At 72.9% G+C, this 17788-nt stretch carries 14 protein-coding genes and 1 tRNA gene; 6 read left to right on the forward strand and 9 right to left on the reverse strand.

The window, feature by feature from the left end; all coding sequences use genetic code 11:
- The first annotated feature begins 410 nt into the window (after positions 1-410).
- Positions 411-3152, forward strand: coding sequence for a phosphoenolpyruvate carboxylase (gene ppc / locus ACIP4O_RS03765; protein WP_401571125.1), 2742 nt, complete (start codon positions 411-413; stop codon positions 3150-3152).
- A gap of 151 nt (positions 3153-3303) precedes the next feature.
- Here ppc and pth read toward each other — a convergent pair whose 3' ends face one another.
- The 6 genes from pth to ACIP4O_RS03795 form a co-directional block, all read right to left on the reverse strand.
- Entirely contained in the window at positions 3304-3912 is a 609-nt protein-coding gene (pth, locus tag ACIP4O_RS03770; protein WP_401571128.1) for an aminoacyl-tRNA hydrolase, read from the reverse strand.
- A gap of 106 nt (positions 3913-4018) precedes the next feature.
- On the reverse strand, positions 4019-4609 hold the full coding sequence (locus tag ACIP4O_RS03775; protein WP_401571130.1) for a 50S ribosomal protein L25/general stress protein Ctc: 591 nt from the start codon (positions 4607-4609) through the stop codon (positions 4019-4021).
- Between the two features lie 270 nt (positions 4610-4879).
- Positions 4880-5863 (reverse strand): ribose-phosphate diphosphokinase, encoded by a 984-nt coding sequence (locus ACIP4O_RS03780; protein WP_007825819.1) that lies wholly within the window; start codon positions 5861-5863, stop codon positions 4880-4882.
- 141 nt (positions 5864-6004) lie between these two features.
- Positions 6005-7453, reverse strand: a complete 1449-nt coding sequence (glmU, locus tag ACIP4O_RS03785) for a bifunctional UDP-N-acetylglucosamine diphosphorylase/glucosamine-1-phosphate N-acetyltransferase GlmU (RefSeq protein ID WP_401571133.1) — start codon at positions 7451-7453, stop codon at positions 6005-6007.
- Positions 7454-7582: 129 nt separating this feature from the next.
- Positions 7583-7655: transfer RNA gene (locus tag ACIP4O_RS03790), tRNA-Gln, on the reverse strand.
- The gene (locus ACIP4O_RS03795) at positions 7641-8387 is read right to left on the reverse strand and encodes a hypothetical protein (RefSeq protein WP_401571135.1); all 747 of its coding nucleotides are present in this window, start codon (positions 8385-8387) and stop codon (positions 7641-7643) included. The genes ACIP4O_RS03790 and ACIP4O_RS03795 overlap by 15 nt, the downstream gene beginning before the upstream one ends.
- A 145-nt stretch (positions 8388-8532) precedes the next feature.
- Between ACIP4O_RS03795 and ACIP4O_RS03800 the strand changes: the two genes are divergently transcribed.
- Positions 8533-9825, forward strand: coding sequence for a sensor histidine kinase (locus tag ACIP4O_RS03800; RefSeq protein WP_401571136.1), 1293 nt, complete (start codon positions 8533-8535; stop codon positions 9823-9825).
- 7 nt (positions 9826-9832) lie between these two features.
- Here the strand turns inward: ACIP4O_RS03800 and ACIP4O_RS03805 are convergent, their stop codons facing one another.
- Entirely contained in the window at positions 9833-10384 is a 552-nt protein-coding gene (locus ACIP4O_RS03805; RefSeq protein ID WP_401571139.1) for an SUKH-3 domain-containing protein, read from the reverse strand.
- An 18-nt stretch (positions 10385-10402) separates the two neighbouring features.
- The gene (locus ACIP4O_RS03810) at positions 10403-10987 is read right to left on the reverse strand and encodes a YwqJ-related putative deaminase (RefSeq protein ID WP_401571141.1); all 585 of its coding nucleotides are present in this window, start codon (positions 10985-10987) and stop codon (positions 10403-10405) included.
- A gap of 439 nt (positions 10988-11426) precedes the next feature.
- Here ACIP4O_RS03810 and ACIP4O_RS03815 point away from each other — a divergent pair, with 439 nt between their 5' ends.
- The 4 genes from ACIP4O_RS03815 (at position 11427) to ACIP4O_RS03830 (ending at position 16701) form a co-directional block, all read left to right on the forward strand.
- A complete protein-coding gene (locus ACIP4O_RS03815) occupies positions 11427-12446 on the forward strand; it encodes an HNH endonuclease (RefSeq protein WP_401573805.1) in 1020 nt (339 codons plus the stop codon).
- A 5-nt stretch (positions 12447-12451) separates the two neighbouring features.
- Positions 12452-14758 (forward strand): SUKH-4 family immunity protein, encoded by a 2307-nt coding sequence (locus tag ACIP4O_RS03820; RefSeq protein ID WP_401571144.1) that lies wholly within the window; start codon positions 12452-12454, stop codon positions 14756-14758.
- A gap of 111 nt (positions 14759-14869) precedes the next feature.
- Positions 14870-15862, forward strand: coding sequence for a response regulator receiver protein (locus ACIP4O_RS03825; RefSeq protein WP_401571147.1), 993 nt, complete (start codon positions 14870-14872; stop codon positions 15860-15862).
- A gap of 173 nt (positions 15863-16035) precedes the next feature.
- Positions 16036-16701, forward strand: a complete 666-nt coding sequence (locus tag ACIP4O_RS03830) for a vancomycin high temperature exclusion protein (RefSeq protein WP_401571149.1) — start codon at positions 16036-16038, stop codon at positions 16699-16701.
- A gap of 164 nt (positions 16702-16865) precedes the next feature.
- On the opposite strand, the gene ACIP4O_RS03835 is transcribed toward ACIP4O_RS03830, so the two are convergent.
- Positions 16866-17720, reverse strand: a complete 855-nt coding sequence (locus ACIP4O_RS03835) for a MerR family transcriptional regulator (RefSeq protein WP_401571151.1) — start codon at positions 17718-17720, stop codon at positions 16866-16868.
- Between the last annotated feature and the right edge of the window lie 68 nt (positions 17721-17788).

Raw genomic sequence — 17788 nt, forward strand, 5'->3', positions numbered from 1 at the left:
TGTCGAGTCCTGTGTGTCCGGAGGGCCGTGTGCCGGGAGCCGGTACACGGCCCGCCCCCTACGTCTACCCACGGCGTGAACCGTGTGACGAGGTCGTGCGTGTGGGAAGCCGTGCGACCGGGAAGATCCCGTTCCGTAGACCCGTACACGTAGATACGCCCGAGCGACGGCAGACTCACGGCACCACGCCACGGCGCGGCCACGCACAGCTCCGCTCCTACGGATACGTAACCTACGGTGACGTAAGTATGGCAGCGCGCAGCGCTCCGGCAAGAGGCCGAACGCCCGTGCTACCACCGCGCCACCTATTGTGGGGACGGTCGGACAGCGCGGTCCGCTCGGAAACCCACCCGGGCCCCACCGCCCGGGTTCCCTCCTCTTCAGCCACCACACTGCAAGGAGCCGCACCTGTGAGCAGTGCCGACGACCACCGTCTTCCCGCCCCGGCCGCCGCGCCGGAACTGCGCGCCGACATCCGCAGGCTCGGCGACCTCCTCGGCGAGACCCTCGTCCGCCAGGAAGGCCCCGAACTCCTCGAACTCGTCGAACGCGTACGCCACCTCACCCGCAGCGACGGCGAAGCCGCGGCGCGTCTGCTCGGCGAAACCGAACTGGAGACCGCGGCGCGGCTCGTGCGCGCCTTCTCCACGTACTTCCACCTCGCGAACATCGCCGAGCAGGTCCACCGCGGACGCGAACTGCGCGAACGCCGCGCCGAGGAAGGCAGCCTCCTCGCCCGCACCGCCGACCGCCTCAAGGACGCCGACCCCGAACACCTGCGCGAGACGGTCGCCCACCTCAACGTCCGCCCCGTCTTCACCGCGCACCCCACCGAGGCCGCCCGCCGCAGCGTCCTCAACAAGCTCCGCCGCGTCGCCGAACTCCTCGACACCTCCGCGAACCCCACCGACCGCCGCCGCGTCGACACCCGCCTCGCCGAGAACATCGACCTCGTGTGGCAGACCGACGAACTCCGCGTCGTCCGCCCCGAACCCGCCGACGAGGCCCGCAACGCCATCTACTACCTCGACGAACTCCACGCCGACGCCGTGGGCGACGTCCTCGAAGACCTCAGCGCCGAACTGAGCCGCATCGGCGTCAAGATCCCCGACGACACCCGCCCCCTCACCTTCGGCACCTGGATCGGCGGCGACCGCGACGGCAACCCCAACGTCACCCCCCAGGTCACCTGGGACGTCCTGATCCTCCAGCACGAGCACGGCATAAACGACGCCCTCGAACAGATCGACTACCTCCGCGGCCTCCTCTCCAACTCCATCCGCTACACCGGCGTCACCGAGGAACTCACCGCATCCCTGGAGAACGACCTCGCGCACCTGCCCGAGATCAGCCCCCGCTACAAGCGACTCAACGCCGAGGAGCCCTACCGGCTCAAGGTCACCTGCGTCCGCCAGAAGCTGGAGAACACCAAGAACCGCCTCGCCAAGGGCACCCCCCACGAGCCCGGCCGCGACTACCTCGGCACCAGCGAACTCCTCACCGACCTCGCCCTCGTCCAGGACTCCCTGCGCGCCCACCGCGGCGGCCTCTTCGCCGACGGCCGCCTCAGCCGCATCATCCGCACCCTCGCCGCCTTCGGCCTCCAACTCGCCACCATGGACGTCCGCGAACACGCCGACGCCCACCACCACGCCCTCGGCCAGCTCTTCGACCGCCTCGGCGAGGAATCCTGGCGCTACGCCGACATGCCCCGCGAGTACCGAGCCAAGCTCCTCGCCAAGGAACTCCGCTCGCGCCGCCCCCTCGCCCCCACCCCCGCGCCCCTCGACGCGGCCGGCGAGAAGACCCTCGGCGTCTTCCACACCATCCACCGCGCACTCGACGTCTTCGGCCCCGAAGTCATCGAGTCCTACATCATCTCCATGTGCCAGGGCGCCGACGACGTCTTCGCCGCCGCCGTCCTCGCCCGCGAGGCCGGCCTCATGGACCTCCACTCCGGCTGGGCCAAGATCGGCATCGTCCCCCTCCTGGAGACCACCGACGAACTGCGCGCCGCCGACACCATCCTCGACGACATGCTCTCCGACCCCTCCTACCGCCGCCTCGTCTCCCTGCGCGGCGACGTCCAGGAGGTCATGCTCGGATACTCGGACTCCTCCAAGTTCGGCGGCATCACCACCAGCCAGTGGGAGATCCACCGCGCCCAGCGACGCCTGCGCGACGTCGCCCACCGCCACGGCGTACGCCTGCGCCTCTTCCACGGCCGCGGCGGCACCGTCGGCCGCGGCGGCGGCCCCAGCCACGACGCCATCCTCGCCCAGCCCTGGGGCACCCTCGAAGGCGAGATCAAGGTCACCGAACAGGGCGAGGTCATCTCCGACAAGTACCTCGTCCCCTCACTCGCCCGCGAGAACCTCGAACTCACCGTCGCCGCCACCCTCCAGGCCAGCGCCCTGCACACCGCACCGCGCCAGTCCGACGAGGCACTCGCCCGCTGGGACGCGGCCATGGACCTCGTCTCCGAGGCCGCCCACACCACCTACCGCGACCTCGTCTCCGACCCCGACCTCTCCGCCTACTTCCTCGCCTCCACCCCCGTCGACCAGCTCGGCGACCTCCACCTCGGCTCCCGCCCCTCGCGCCGCCCCGACTCCAGCGGCGGCCTCGACGGACTGCGCGCCATCCCCTGGGTCTTCGGCTGGACCCAGTCCCGCCAGATCGTCCCCGGCTGGTACGGCGTCGGCTCCGGCCTCAAGGCCCTGCGCGAAGCCGGGCTCGACGGCGTGCTCGACGAGATGCACGAGCACTGGCACTTCTTCCGCAACTTCCTCTCCAACGTCGAGATGACGCTGGCCAAGACGGACCTGCGGATCGCCCAGCACTACGTCGACACCCTCGTCCCCGACGAGCTGAAGCACATCTTCGACCTCATCAAGGCCGAACACGACCTCACCGTCGCCGAAGTCCTCAAGATCACCGGCGGCGAGCAACTCCTCGACTCCAACAAGCCCCTCCAGCAGACCTTCAACATCCGCGACGCCTACCTCGACCCGATCTCCTACCTCCAGGTCACCCTCCTCGCCCGCCAGCGCGCCGCCGCCGAGGCCGGCGAGGAACCCGACCCGCTCCTCGCCCGCGCCCTCCTCCTCACCGTCAACGGCGTGGCCGCGGGCCTCAAGAACACGGGCTGAGCGGGGACATACGGGCACGAGCGCGCGTCAGGCACGAGCGCGCACACGGGTACGGGCCCGCCCCGCACACGGGCAGCACCCCGCCCCGCACAAGAAGCCGGCCCCGGCGACACCACGTCGCCGGGGCCGGCCCCGTACCCGCAACAGCTCCTCAGGAGTGATACGAACCCTGCGCCCGCTCCAGCCCCTGCGTCACCAGCGCCTCCACCGCGTCCGCCGCCCGGTCCACGAAGTAGTCCAGCTCCTTGCGCTCGGCCGACGAGAAGTCCTTCAGCACGAAATCAGCGACCTGCATCCGCCCCGGCGGCCGACCGATCCCGAACCGCACCCGGTGGTACGCCGGACCCATCGCCTTCGTCATCGACTTCAGCCCGTTGTGCCCGTTGTCCCCGCCCCCCAGCTTCAGCCGCAGCACCCCGTAGTCGATGTCCAGCTCGTCGTGCACCGCCACGACCCGCTCCAGCGGCACCTTGTAGAAATCACGCAGCGCCGTCACCGGACCACCCGAGAGATTCATGTACGAGAGCGGCTTCGCGATCACCACCCGCGTACTCGACACCCCCGGCACCCCGAGCCGCCCCTCCACCACCTGCGCCTGCGCCCGCGCCGCGCGCTTGAAGCGCCCGCCCACCCGCGCCGCGAGGAGATCGGCGACCATGAACCCCACGTTGTGCCGGTTGCCCGCGTACTCGGGGCCCGGATTGCCGAGCCCCGCCACCAGCCACGGCGCGTTCTCGTCCGCGCCCGCGTTCGCTGCCATTGCGTCCTCCACCGCTGTTCGTACGTACGACGGCGGGGTGGCACGCCCACCGGACGCACCACCCCGCCACAACGATCCGAGAGAGCCCCGAGGCCCTCGCGAAGGCTCAGCCCTCCTCGGAGGTCTCCTCCTCGGCACCCTCGGCCGGGGCCTCCTCGGCCTGCGCGGCCAGGACCTGGATGACGACCGCGTCGGGCTCGACGGCGAGCGAGACACCGTTGGGGAGCTTGATGTCCTTCGCCTCGATCGAGGCACCGGCCTCCAGGCCCTGCACCGACACGGTGACGGACTCGGGGATGTGCGTCGCCTCGGCCTCGACGGGCAGCGCGTTGAGCACGTGCTCCAGGAGGAACTGGCCCGGGGCCAGCTCGCCCTCGGTCATGACCGGGACCTCGACCTGGACCTTCTCGCCACGCTTCACGAGGAGGAGGTCGACGTGCTCCAGGAAGCCCTTCAGCGGGTCGCGCTGCACGGCCTTCGGGATGACCAGCTCGTTCTTGCCGTTCAGCTCGATGGCGAGCAGCACGTTCGAGGTCTTCAGGGCCATCATCAGCTCGTGACCCGGGACGGTCACGTGGACGGGCTCGGTGCCGTGACCGTAGACAACGGCGGGCACCTTGCTCTCGCGGCGGATACGGCGGGCCGCACCCTTGCCGAACTCCGAGCGGGTCTCTACGGCGAGCTTGACCTCGGCCATGGCTCTTCTCCTCAACAGACGGTTCACAGGGGTGGTCACCCGGCCACGAACGGCCTGCTACGAAGAGCGCGTCGATAACGGAGCGCCGGACCCGCGTCCGAGAAACGGACGGGGCGGCCTCCCTCGCCGAGCAACTCTCGCGAGTCTACCCGGCCAGGGGGCCGCCCCAGAAATCGATCACCACGCGCGTGCAGAACCGTTCCTGCACGCCGTTCGGCAACAGCGGTCACACCGCACCGGGGGCCTCGGCCCGCCGGGCACCAGAGGGCCTCAGCCCACCGGCTCCTCCTCGAACAGGCTCGTCACCGAACCGTCCTCGAAGACCTCACGCACCGCACGCGCGATCGTCGGCGCGATCGACAGCACCGTGATCTTGTCCAGCTCCAGCTCACCCGGCGTCGGCAGCGTGTTCGTCAGCACGAACTCACTCACCTTCGAGTTCTTCAGCCGGTCCGCCGCCGGACCCGACAGCACCCCGTGCGTCGCCGTCACGATGACATCCGCCGCACCGTGCGCGTACAGCGCGTCCGCCGCCGCGCAGATCGTCCCGCCCGTGTCGATCATGTCGTCCACCAGGACACACACACGGTCCTTCACGTCACCCACGACCTCGTGCACCGTCACCTGGTTCGCGACGTCCTTGTCACGCCGCTTGTGCACGATCGCCAGCGGCGCCCCCAGCCGGTCGCACCACCGGTCCGCGACCCGCACCCGGCCCGCGTCGGGCGACACGATCGTCAGCTTCGAACGGTCCACCTTCGCACCCACGTAGTCCGCCAGGATCGGCAGCGCGAACAGGTGGTCCACCGGACCGTCGAAGAACCCCTGGATCTGGTCCGTGTGCAGGTCCACGGTGAGAATCCGCGTCGCCCCCGCCGTCTTCAGCAGGTCCGCCATCAGACGCGCCGAGATCGGTTCACGACCCCGATGCTTCTTGTCCTGCCGCGCGTAACCGTAGAACGGCACGATCACCGTGATGGAACGCGCGGAAGCCCGCTTCAGCGCGTCCACCATGATCAGCTGCTCCATGATCCACTTGTTGATCGGAGCCGTGTGGCTCTGGATCACGAAGCAGTCCGCACCGCGCGCGGACTCACGGAACCGCACGTAGATCTCGCCGTTGGCGAAATCGAAGGCCTTGGTCGGAACTATGCCGACACCCAGCTGGTGCGCCACTTCCTCCGCCAGCTCCGGGTGGGCGCGGCCGGAGAAGAACATGAGCTTCTTCTCGCCGGTCGTCTTGATTCCGGTCACAGCACTTGTCTCCTCGGACGAGTTCTATCGCTGCTGCACCCGTCGGGCATCCCGGACCCCATCACGACACCCAGAACCAACGAGCCAGCCGAATCGCGTGCATCTATCACGGTACGCCGTGAAGGACGCACCTGTTTTCGGTCAGCTTTCGCTTTCCGACCCCTGGGAAGAGTCCTCAGCGGCCTTCGCCGCCGCGCTCCCAGGACGCTTACGGGCCACCCAGCCCTCGATATTCCTTTGCTGGCCACGGGCCACGGCGAGCGCACCCGCCGGCACGTCCTTCGTGATCACCGAACCCGCCGCCGTGTACACGCCGTCCCCGATCGTGACCGGTGCCACAAACATATTGTCCGAACCGGTACGGCAGTGAGAGCCGATCGTCGTGTGGTGCTTGTTCACCCCGTCGTAGTTCACGAAGACACTCGCCGCCCCGATGTTCGTGTGGTCCCCGATCGTCGCGTCCCCCACGTACGACAGGTGCGGCACCTTCGTCCCCGCACCCACGGTCGCGTTCTTCATCTCCACGTACGTCCCCGCCTTCGCGCCCGTCCCCAGCCGCGTCCCCGGCCGCAGGTAAGCGAACGGCCCCACGCTCGCCTCGGCACCGATCTCCGCCCCGAGGGCCACCGTGTTGTCCACCCGCGCGCCCGCACCCACGACCGTGTCCGTCAGCCGCGAGTTCGGCCCCACCTCGGCACCGTCCTCGACCCGCGTCGCGCCGAGCAGCTGCGTCCCCGGGTGCAGGACCACGTCCCGCCCGAAACCGACCGTCACGTCCACGAAGACGCTCGCCGGGTCGATCACCGTCACGCCCCCCAGCATCGCCGCCTCGAGCAGCCTCTCGTTGAGCACCCGGCCCGCCTGCGCGAGCTGCACCCGGTTGTTGATCCCCGCGATCTCCCGGTGATCACCCGCGAGCGCCGCCCCGACGCGGTGGCCCGCCCCGCGCAGGATGCCCAGCACATCGGTCAGGTACTCCTCGCCCTGCGCGTTGTCGGTGCGGACCTGCCCCAGCGCCTCGGCGAGCAGCCGCCCGTCGAAGGCGAAGACCCCCGAGTTGATCTCCCGGATCGCCAGCTCCTCCGGGCTCGCGTCCTTGTGCTCCACGATCGCGGTGACGGCGCCCGAGCCGTCCCGCACGATGCGCCCGTAGCCGCTCGCGTCGGGCATCTCGGCGGTGAGAACGGTGACGGCGTTGCCGTCGGAGGTGTGCGTACGGCACAGGGCGTCCAGCGTCGCGGCGGTGAGCAGCGGGGTGTCGCCGCACAGCACGACGACCGTGCCCTCGACGGTGCCGCCCAACTCGGCGAGCGCGGTGCGGACCGCGTGGCCGGTGCCGCGCTGCTCCTCCTGCACGGCGGTACGGACGGCCGCGTCGCTCTCGGCGAGGTGCGCGGTGACCTGCTCGCGGCCGTGCCCGACGACGACCACGACCTCCTTGGGCTCCAGCTCGCTCGCGGCCTGGAGCACGTGACCGACGAGGGTGCGGCCCGCGAGGCGGTGCAGGACCTTGGGCGTGGCGGACTTCATGCGGGTGCCCTCACCCGCTGCGAGGACGACGACGGCTGCCGGGCGATTGGTGGCACTCACGAGCGGGCCCTTCGGCTTCGGTGCGGATGACACCGGAACAATACCGGGGGGTGTGCGGGGGAACGCGGAGAAGGCCCTGACCTGGGGTGGTCAGGGCCTCGGGGTGGTGCGGGGTGTCATTCGAACCTGCTCCCCCGCCAGGACTCGAACCTGGACAATCAGAGTCAAAGTCTGACGTGCTGCCTGATTACACCACAGGGGATTGCATAGCGGGCCAATCGGACATCCTGTCCGCCCGCCATTGTGCGCCCCCTACTATGCCGTACCAAGCTCCTTCCACGCGACGGTACAAGTCGGCGCTCTTGGCGACTTTCACGACAAGGCAGCCGCGATATGCCTCGCCGGTGTTCTTGCGGACCGTGAGCGGGTTGTGACGCTTGAGTGTGGTCTTGAGGAAGTCCGAGCGCGGGATGCCGGTGATCTCCGCCCAGAAGGCTTCGGCGCCCTCCACGTCGGCCGACTCGTGGATCATCAGGGACAGGCGGCGATCCGCGCGGGGGACGTCGAGCAGGTCGAGCCACCTCATGAAGAGCCCGATCATGTCCGGGTCGCTGTTGACGAAGACGAGTCGCTCGCGCCGTGCGTATGCCTTGTCCTTCGTTCCCTCGGCCCAGTACAGCCCCACTCCCACCAGGAACAGCTCCCTGTCGCTGAGCTGCCCGACTTCGGCCCGCGCCTCCTCCTTCACCCGCTTCCGGTGTTCCTCGCGCTCCGCGAGGACCGGGTCCCAGCGGGTCCGGGCCGCCTTGCGGGCGCGCTCGGCGGAAGTGAAGTTCGGCGCCGGTCTCGGCAAGTCCCTCACCCACAGCGACACCGAGCTCTTCGCGCACCCCACCTCCTCCACGATCTGGTCATAAGTCCACCCCTTCAGGCGAAGCTCTCGCGCTCTGTCTCGTGCGTCTGTGCGTGCCGCGACCATGGGGACGATCTTCATGGCGGAATCACAGGTTCCGGTGTGGTTCGGAGGGGTTTCGCCTGATCGGGTGAAGGGTGGGGGGTGTGCGCGGCGCGCCGGTGGCGCGTTGTGGGGTGCCGCACTCCCCCGGGATTCGGGACGGATCGCCCGTACGCTGGGGGCCATGACCACGACGGGGGAAGAGCGCCGGACGGCCGGGGGGCCGTGGTGGTGGCAGCGGCGGCGCAGTGCCGTGCTTGATGTGGGGCTGGCGGGGGTCTCGGCGCTGGAGTGCTGTGTCGAGGGGGCGGTGTTCACGGACCGGGTGGGGCTCGGCGCGTTGCTCGGGGTGGTGCTCGGGCTCGTGGTCGGTTCCGTGCTCGTCCTGCGGCGACGGTGGCCCGTGGCCGTCGTGCTCGTGGCGCTGGCGGTCTCGCCCGCCGAGATGGGGCTGGTCCTCGGCTTCGTGGGGCTCTACACGCTCGCCGCCTCGGATGTGCCGCGCCGGATCACCGCTGTGCTCGCGTCGATGTCGGGCCTCGGCTCGCTCGTCGTCTCGCTCGTGCGCATGGGGCAGCACGTGGACGGGAACGGCTCGCCGATGACGCCGTGGTTCACGCCGTCGATGGCGGTGCTGATGGCGCTGGGGATGACCGCGCCGCCGGTCCTGCTCGGCCTCTATGTCGGGGCGCGGCGGCGGTTGATGGAGAGTTTGCGGGAGCGCGCGGATTCGCTCGAACGGGAGCTTCAGCTGCTCGCGGAGCGGGCGGAGGAGCGTGCGGAGTGGGCGCGGGGTGAGGAGCGGCGGCGGATCGCGCGCGAGATGCACGACGTGGTGGCGCACCGGGTGAGTCTGATGGTGGTGCATTCGACGGCTTTGCAGGCGGTGGCGCTGAAGGACCCGGAGAAGGCGGCGAAGAACGCGGCGCTCGTGGGGGACATGGGGCGGCAGGCGTTGACGGAGTTGCGGGAGATGCTCGGGGTGATGCGGGCGTCGTCGGGGGTGCCGGTGGCGCGGGCGGCGGAGCCGGAGCCGGTGGTGGCGGTGCCAAAGCCGCGTGCGGTGCTCGTGGAGGAGGAGCAGGGGCCTTCGCTGGCGGAGCTGGACGAGTTGGTGGGGCAGTCGCGGGCGGCCGGGATGGCGGTGGAGTTCTCGGTGGAGGGGGAGGGTTCGGGGTACGGGGCGCGGGTGGAGCGTGTGGCGTACCGGGTGGTGCAGGAGGCGTTGACGAACGCGCACAAGCACGCGGCGGGCGCGGCGACGCGGGTGCGGCTCGCGCGGCGGCCGGAGGAGGTCGCGATGCAGGTGGAGAACGGTCCGCCGCCGGAGGGTGGTGTGGACGCGCATCTGCCGAGTGGGGGGAACGGGCTCGTGGGGATGCGGGAGCGGGTGCTGGCGCTCGGCGGGGTGTTCGTGGCGGGGCCGACGGACGCGGGGGGTTTCCGGGTGTCGGCGGTGCTGCCGGTGGGGGAGTAGGGGCGGTTCAGTCGTCGGTGACGGTGAGGCGTTCGGGGGCGGTGCCGGTCAGGAGGGTGGTGAGGCCCTGGTCGATGTCGGTGCCGAGGTACCAGTCGCCGGTGTGGTCGAGGGCGTAGACGCGGCCTTCGTCGTCGATGGCGAGGGCGGCGTGGGTGGTGGTGTCGAGGCCGAGGGGGCACAGGTGGGTGCCGAGGGCGTGGCCGAGGTCGCCGAGGGTGCGGGCGAGGTGGAGGCCGTGGAGGGGGTCGAGGTCGAGGGCGGCGGGGGCGAGGTGGCGGCCCTTGGTGGTGGGGTGCGGGGTGAGTCCGCCGAATTCGGCCCAGGCCTCGACGGCGGCGGGGGAGACGTGGTGCCGGTGGCCGGCGGGTGAGGTGTGGGCGCGCAGGGTGTCGGCCCAGATCTCGGCCTGGGCGATGTCCCAGCGGCCGGGGGTCCAGCCGGCGGTGCGCAGGGCGGTGTCGGCGGCTTCGGGGAAGCGTCCGGTGGGGGCTTCGCCGAGGGCGTCGAGTCCTTCGAGGCGGGTGAGTTCTTCGAGGGGGTGGGGTGGAGTCTTCATGGGTTCGCCGGTCCGGGTTCAGTCCTGGAGGGTGGGGTCGATGACGGTGACGCCGAAGTGTTCGGCGAGGGCGGTGCAGGAGCGGCAGGGCGGGGCGAAGGCGCCGTGGAGCGGGTCGCCGTCCTCGCGGATGTGCCGGGTGGTGAGTTTGGCGCCTTTGAGTGCTTTGCGGGCTTCGCCGGGGGTCATGGGGCGGCGGGCGGCGCGTTTGGAGCGGGCGGTGCGGGCGGCGTCGGCCTCGGTGAGGTGGCGGGAGAGGAGGACGGCTTCGGCGCAGCGTCCGGTGAAGCGTTCGCGTCTGTCGCTGGTGAGGGTGTCGAGGAAGTCCTGTACGAGGGGGTGCAGGGTGGGTGGCTGGTCGCCGCGGGCGCCGGTTCCGGTGAGGGTGGTGCCGCGTACGGAGAGTGCGGCGGCGACGGCGGGGAGGATGCCGTCGCGGCGGTGGCGCAGGGCGGGGGGCCGGTTGCCGTCGTGGCTCCAGTCGACGCGGGGGTCGTGGGCGGGGAGGAGGGAGGAGGGGCGCGGGGTGCGGGGGCCGGGGGGTGTGGGGGCCTCGGGGGCGGTGTGCGCGGTGGCCTCGGGGCCTGGTTGTGCGGTGTGCATGGCGGTGCTTTCCCCTCCGTACCTTCCCCCGTGTCGTTCTCCCGGGTGGACCGTGGTGTGCCCTGGCCGGCCCTGGAGAGCGCTGACAGCCTGCCAAACGCGCGCTTCCGGGTGGTGGTGGGGGTGTCCTGCCGGGGTTACAGCTTCGCACGTGGTGGCTGCGGGAACGGTTCGGCGCGGGTGGGGGCGGGCGCGTACGGCGGGTGGGGGCGGGCGCGTACCGCGGGTGGTACCGGGCTCGTGCGGTGGGTGGCGCCGGGCTCGTACCGTCGTCGGCCCTGTGTGCGTGCCGGGGCCACCGCATAGGCTGTGGCGACCGCTTGCGGCGCGGTGCGCGTGTGTCGCGGCGGGGCCCGCGGGGTGGCGAGCGGGTGTGGTGTCCGGTTGGTGTCCATTGGTGTCAGTGTTGGTGTCAGCGAGGGTGCAGGGGGCTACCGCCATGACGACAGGTCGGCTCGGTGAGGGGGTGCCCGCGCAGGGTTTCCCGGTGCGGGCGGCGTCTTCGGACCGCGTGCCGCCGAACGCGGCGTACGCGGGGCAGTCGGTGCGTTTCCCGGACCCGGTGCGGGCCGCGCGTTATCCGGCGGGTGTCGCGGTGGACGGTGGGGGGCGGCCGGTGTTCACGCCGTACGCGCGGGCCGCTGTGGAGATCGCGGAGCCGCCCTCGGGTTTCGGTGTGGACGAGTTGCGGCTGACGGACTACGTGTCGGCGAACGCGGCGATGGCGGCTTCGGGTGACGAGTTGTGGGAGGGCCTGCCCGCGGTGGCGACTCCGCACGGCTGGACGTGGCATCACGTGGCGGATTCGCGGCGGCTCGAACTCGTGCCCGTGGAGGTGAAGGCCCTGCTGCGGCATCACGGGGGACTGGCGACGGCGCGGGTGGAGCACGGGCGGCGCGGGACGCGTCCGCTTCAGCAGACGAGGCCGGCGCATTTCGGTCTGCCGCGGGAGCTGGTGGCGGTGGAAGAGCGGCAGGTGCTGGCGCTGGAGGAGGACTTGGGGTACCGCTTGCCGGGTGCGTACCGCTCGTTCCTGAAGGCGGGTGGCGGGTGTGCGCCGGTGGGGGTGGCGCTGGACGCGGAGCTGGGGCTGCTCGTGGATCAGCCGTTCTTCACGGTGCGTGAGGAGGCGGCGGTCAACGACCTCGCGTACATCAACAAGTGCTTGCGTGATCATGTGACGAAGGACTACCTGGGGGTGGCCTTCGTGCAGGGCGGGCTCCTGGTGGTGAAGGTGAGGGGTGAGGCGCCGGGGTCGGTGTGGTTCTGCCCGTACGACGACGCGCGGGACCGGGACGGGTTCGATGTGGCGGCGCGGGTGCGGGAGTTGCTGCTGCCGTGCGGTGCGGATTTCGACGCGTTCCTCTCAAGGCTGGCGGGGAGTCCGCCGGAGCTGGAGACGGTGGCGCGGTTGATGGTGGACGGTGGGTTCGCGCGTGTGGTCCCGGTGGGGGAGTGAGTGACGTGGTGACGTTCGCGCAGGCGCAGGAGCGCGGGGAGCGCTGGATCAACGGGGACGTGCCGCGCTATCTGCACCGTGAGGTGCGGGTGCGGGAGTTCGGGCTCGGTTTCGTGGTGTGGGCGGAGGACCGTGCGGAGGCGGGGCCCTCGGACGGTGGCGGGCAGCGGGCCGTGATCGCGCGGGACGGGCGTGCGGTGACGTTGTGGCCGGATCTGCCGGTGGCGGAGGTGATCCGGCGGTACGAGGAGGAGTACGGCGTGGCGGCGGACGAGGCGCCGCCGGAGCCGGCGGAGCGGATCGACCTGAACCAGACGTCGTTCCTGTTGTCGCCGCCGGAGTGGTTGCAGGAGGCGGCGGACCAGCTGGGCATTCCGGGCGGGCGCGGGGACGCTTCGCGGGGCGGGGACGGTGCGTCCGGCGGGGAGGTTGCGTCCGGCGGGGATGCGGCCGCGGGTGGTTCCTCCGCCGCGGGCGGTGCGCGGCCCCCCGAGCCGGTCGCGGGTGCGGGCACGTGGGAGGCGGCGGACACGACGGGGGCGGCGCAGGGCCGTGTGGTCGTACCGCCGGACACGGTGTACACGCAGGGCGACGAGGAGACGGCGGCGGGTGGACCGGGTGCCGCGGCGTCCGAGGCGCGGACGCGGTTGCTGGACGGGACCGTGCCGGCGCCGCCCGGTTTCCCGGAGGCGTCGGGTGCGCCCGCGAGTCCGGGCGTGCCCGCGCCCGGTGTGCCGCCCCGTCCCGCTCCGGGGGCGGAGGACCTGAGCGAGGTCGCGACGAGCAAGGCGACGCCGCGGCGTTCCGGTCGGGGCCCGGTGCCGCCACCCGGTCCGGCCCCGGCGGGCCCGGGCACCGGTCCCGGCGGTACGGCTGGAGGCGGTGCCGATCAGGGCGCTACGGGCCAGGGTGATCCTACGGGCCAGGGCGCCGGTACGGGTCAGGGTGCCGGTACGGGTCAGGGTGCCCCCGGTGCCGGGGTGCACCACGCCCCCACCGTCTTCGCGCCCCCGCCTCCCGGCCCCGTCGGCGGCACCCCGTCGACACCGCCGCCCCCGCCGGCGCCCACCACCCCGCCGGACGGCGTCGCGCACGCGGCCACCGTCCTGTCGCGCCCCTCGGGCCCGGCCACGCCCCCGCCGCCCCCGGGACCCGCCCCGCAGGCGCCCGCCGCCCCCGTACCCCCGCGCAGCGCGACCCCGCAGACCCCGCCGCCCCCGCCGGGCCCCGTACCGCAGACCCCGCCGGGCCCGCCCGGTCCCGTACCGCAGAACCCGCCCGGTCCCGTCCCGCCGCCCCAGCCCCCGCAGGGGTACGGCTATCCGCGCCCGGGTGTGCCGACGGTCGGGCCGGGTTACCAGGCGGTGCTGCGGTTCCGGGCACCGGACGGTTCCGAGCAGCAGCTCATCCGGCGTTCGGCGCCGGGGCTGCCGCACCCGGAGTGGCAGATCCTGCACGAGCTGCGGGCGAGGAACGTGCCGCCGCAGCAGGTGCTCGAACTCCACACGGAGCTGGAGTCGTGCGAGCTGCCCGGGGCGTACTGCGCGCGGATGATCAGGGAGACGTTCCCGCGGGCGCGGATCACGTCGATCGCGCCGTACGGCACCGATCACGCGAGCAGGCAGCACGGCATGGCGCAGTTGCTCGCGCACCAGGGCGAGCTGCACCAGGTCGCGGACGGTCCGGCGCGTCCGGCGCCCGTGCGGGTGCCGCTGCCGCAGGTGCCGCAGGCGCCCGCCGTGCCGCCGCAGGAGGTGGCGCGGGAGCTGGCCGGGGCCTTCGGGCCGCAGGGCGTGTTCCGTTTCGAGCCGCAGGCGGTGGCGCGGGCCGGGGTGCCCGAGGTGGTCGCGGCCTCGCTGACGACGGCGGGGCTGCCGTTCGACATGGGACCGTTCTTCTGGGCGCAGGCGCAGCCGGGCCGCCCGGTGCCGACGCTCGCGGAGCTGGCGGCGGAGCGGGGTGTCGCGGCGGCTTCGGACGCGGGGACGTACCTCGTCGTGGGCAGCGATTTCGGCAAGGCCCTGTGCGTGCAGTACGGGACGGGGCACATCGTCGCGGTACCGGTGGAGGCCGGACCCGGCGGGGCCCCGGTGCCGCCGCAGTTCGTGAACTCGGGGCTCGTCGAGTTCACGCGGTGCCTGGCGATGCTGGGCCGCATGTGGCGGCTGCGCTACGGCCTCACGCAGGAGCAGGCGGGCCGCTGGACGGTCGATTTCCAGGCGGAGCTGGCGACGCTGGACCCGGCGGCGCTGGCCTCGGCGGAGTCGTGGTGGTCGGTGGTCCTGGAGCAGTTGTGGGACGGCCTGCTGTAGGGCAGGCCACAGGTCTCGCGGTGTGCCGTGGGGCTCACTCGCCCGGGGCGCTTCCGCCGCCCTGATGACGCATCCTTGGAGGTGTCATCAGTGGAGACGGAGGCCCCAGGCGTGAGCAGCGACGAGTACGGTTTCCCGCCCGCGCCTCCCTCCGTCCGCCCCCGCGCCTACCGCCCCGCCGAGGTCGAGGCGTATCTCGCGCGTCTCACCGACGAGTACGCCTTGGCGCGCGCCCGCGTCGAGGCGCTGGAGGCGCGGGCCGCGCGGCTCGGTGCGGAGGCCGAGTCGCTGCGCGAGGCGGTCGCGGGGCTCGCGCCCGCGGACTACGCCGAGCTGGGCGGCGGCGCGGTGGATCTGCTCGGCCTGGTCGAGGCGGAGGCGGCCGAGCTGGCGGAGGCGGCGCGTGCGGAGGCCGACGCGCTCGACGAGCGGGCGCGCGCGCAGGCGGTGCGGCTCGCGGCGGCGGCGCACGAGGCGGCGACGGCGGTACGTACCGGGGCCGACGCGCACGCGCGGTCGCGGCGTGCGGCGGCGGTGGCCGAGGCCGAGGCGATACGGACGGCGGGGCGCGCGGACGCGGAGCGGGTGCGGGGCGACGCGGGGGCGGCGCTGCGCGAGGTGAAGGAGGCGACCGCGGCGCACCTCGCGGCCGTCGAGCGGGAGCACGGCGAGCGCGCGGCGGCCTTCGCGCGCGAGTCGGAGGCGGCGCGCACGGAGGCGGCCGAGGCGGCGGGCGCGCGCCTGAACACGGCGGAGTCGGCGCTCGCGGCGGCGCGCAGGGCGCGTGCGGAGGCGGAGGAGACGGCACGCCACCGGCAGGAGGACAGCGAGGCGCGGGCGGCGGCGCTGCGCGCGGAGGCGACGGCGCGCGCGTCGACGGTGCTGCGCGAGGCGGAGCGGTACGCGGCGGCGCGGGCGGAGCGCAGCGAGCAGGTGCGGGCGCATCTGCGCCACATCAGGGGCGCGCTGGCGGGGCTGACGGGGCGGGGCGGCGCGACGGGGGACGGAGCTGCGGACGGGGCTGCGAGTGGGGCGGCGCGCGGGGCTGCGGGCGAGGCCGGGCAGGCGGCTGCGGGCGAGGCGGTGGCGGACGCGCACGGGTGAGCGGGAACCGGTCGGGTGTCGGTGCGCGTTCTCGCTGGTGGCGGCCGGTGAGGTCGTGGGGGCGGGGCGGGGCGGGTCGGGTCGGCGGTGGGCCGGTGGCCGGGCGGGAGAGGGGTGCGGCGGTGGCGGGGTGGCGGTCCCGGGTGCGGGCGTGGACACCGGGGTGGGTACGGGTGCCGGGGTGGTCGCGGACGCGGCGGGGGCAGCGGCGGGCGCTGTGGGCGGTGGTGGGGCTGTGCGTGCTCGCGCTGCTGCCCTCGGCGTGGATACGGGTGGCGAGCGACGACGGCGTACGGGCCGAGGCGGACGTGGAGCGGGCCCCGGTCGCGGTGGTCTTCGGCGCGGGGCTGTGGGACGGGAAGCCGTCGCCGTACCTGGCGCACCGCCTCGACGCGGCGGCGCGACTCTACGCGGCGGGACGGGTCACGGCGGTACTCGTGACGGGCGACAACAGCCGTACGTCCTACGACGAACCGACGGCGATGCGTGACTACTTGGCGCGCGCGGGCGTCCCGAGGCGCCAAGTCGTCCGGGACTACGCGGGGTTCGACACGTGGGACTCGTGCGTGCGGGCGCACCGGGTCTTCGGCGTGGACAGGGCGGTGCTGGTCAGCCAGGGCTTCCACATCCGCCGGGCGGTGGCGCTGTGCCGCGCGGCGGGCATCGACGCGCAGGGCGTCGCGGCCCGCGACCCGCACGACGTGACCTGGTACTACGGCGCGACGCGCGAGATCCTCGCGGCCCCGAAGGCGGCCCTGGACGCGCTGTTCCACCGGACGCCGACGCTGGGGCCCCGGGAGACGGGGGTAAGGGACGCGGTGGCGCGCGGCAGGGGGTAGAGGCGCAGGGGGGAGCTCAGCCGGTCGCGGCGTTCCGGTCCGTCTCGCGCGTCCCGGCGGGCGCCGCGCCTGCCTCGGTGTCCGACCAGCGGGCTACGGTGTCCGCCGGGTGCGCCTCGGCCGCCATGGCTCGCGCGGAGCGCGCCCGCCATCACCCAGCGGCATCAGGGCCGTTCGTCCCGTCGCGGCTCGTGAAACGCCTCGACGGTGGAGAAGACCGGCCAGCCGATCTCCGTGCGCCAGCGGGCCGGCTCCGGGGTGTCGTGGAAGCTCACCGGGTAGAACTCGTGGATCGGGCCCGCCACCGCGAGAGCGTGGCGGGTGACGTACGTGGCGAGGGCGCCGTACGCGCGGTCGATGCCCGCCTCGGGGCCGTCGTGCGTGATCACCGCGAGTTCCACCGGGGGGAGTTCGGCCGTCCGGACCCGTCCGGCGGGGCGCGGCTCGGTGGCGGTCGGCACGTAGACCGTGGCGCGGCCGTGTTCGAGGGTGAACAGGGACTCCGCGTAGACGCCTCCCGCCGGGCCCGAGGGCGGTACGCCCTGGCTGCCGAGCGTCGCGAAGAGTTCGCCGAGGGCTCCGTGGTACCAGGCGCCGATGTCGGCGACGTCGAGGTCTTCGGCGGTGACGGCGGCGACGCGGCGTGCGGGGAGGTGGCGGTGGGTGATCGGGGCGGCCGCCTCGGGGTGCTCCAGGAGGTCGCGCAGTGAGGCGACGGCGTCGCGCGTACGGACGAGCTGGTCTTCGAGCCGTCGCAGGTGCCGGGCGATGAGCGCGTTGCGGGCGGCCGGGTCGGGGGTGCGCAGGATCTCGCGGATCTCGGCGAGCGGCATGTCCAGGTCGCGGAAACGGTGGATGATCTGCGCGGTGGGGATCTGGGCGAGGTCGTACCGCCGGTAGCCGGACACCTCGTCGGTCTCGGCGGGCTCCAGGAGGCCCTGCTCCTGGTAGTGGCGCAGCGCCTTCACGCTGAGGTGGGTGGCGCGGGCGAAATCCCCGATCGACAGCAACTCCGGCATCCCCCCAGTCTGGACCCTCCCCCAGGGGGAGACACCAGGAGCGGCGCGCGCTTGCGTCTGCCCGAGGG

The organism is Streptomyces sp. NPDC088923, assembly GCF_044749745.1.
In the GTDB taxonomy this organism is placed as follows: Bacteria; Actinomycetota; Actinomycetes; order Streptomycetales; family Streptomycetaceae; genus Streptomyces.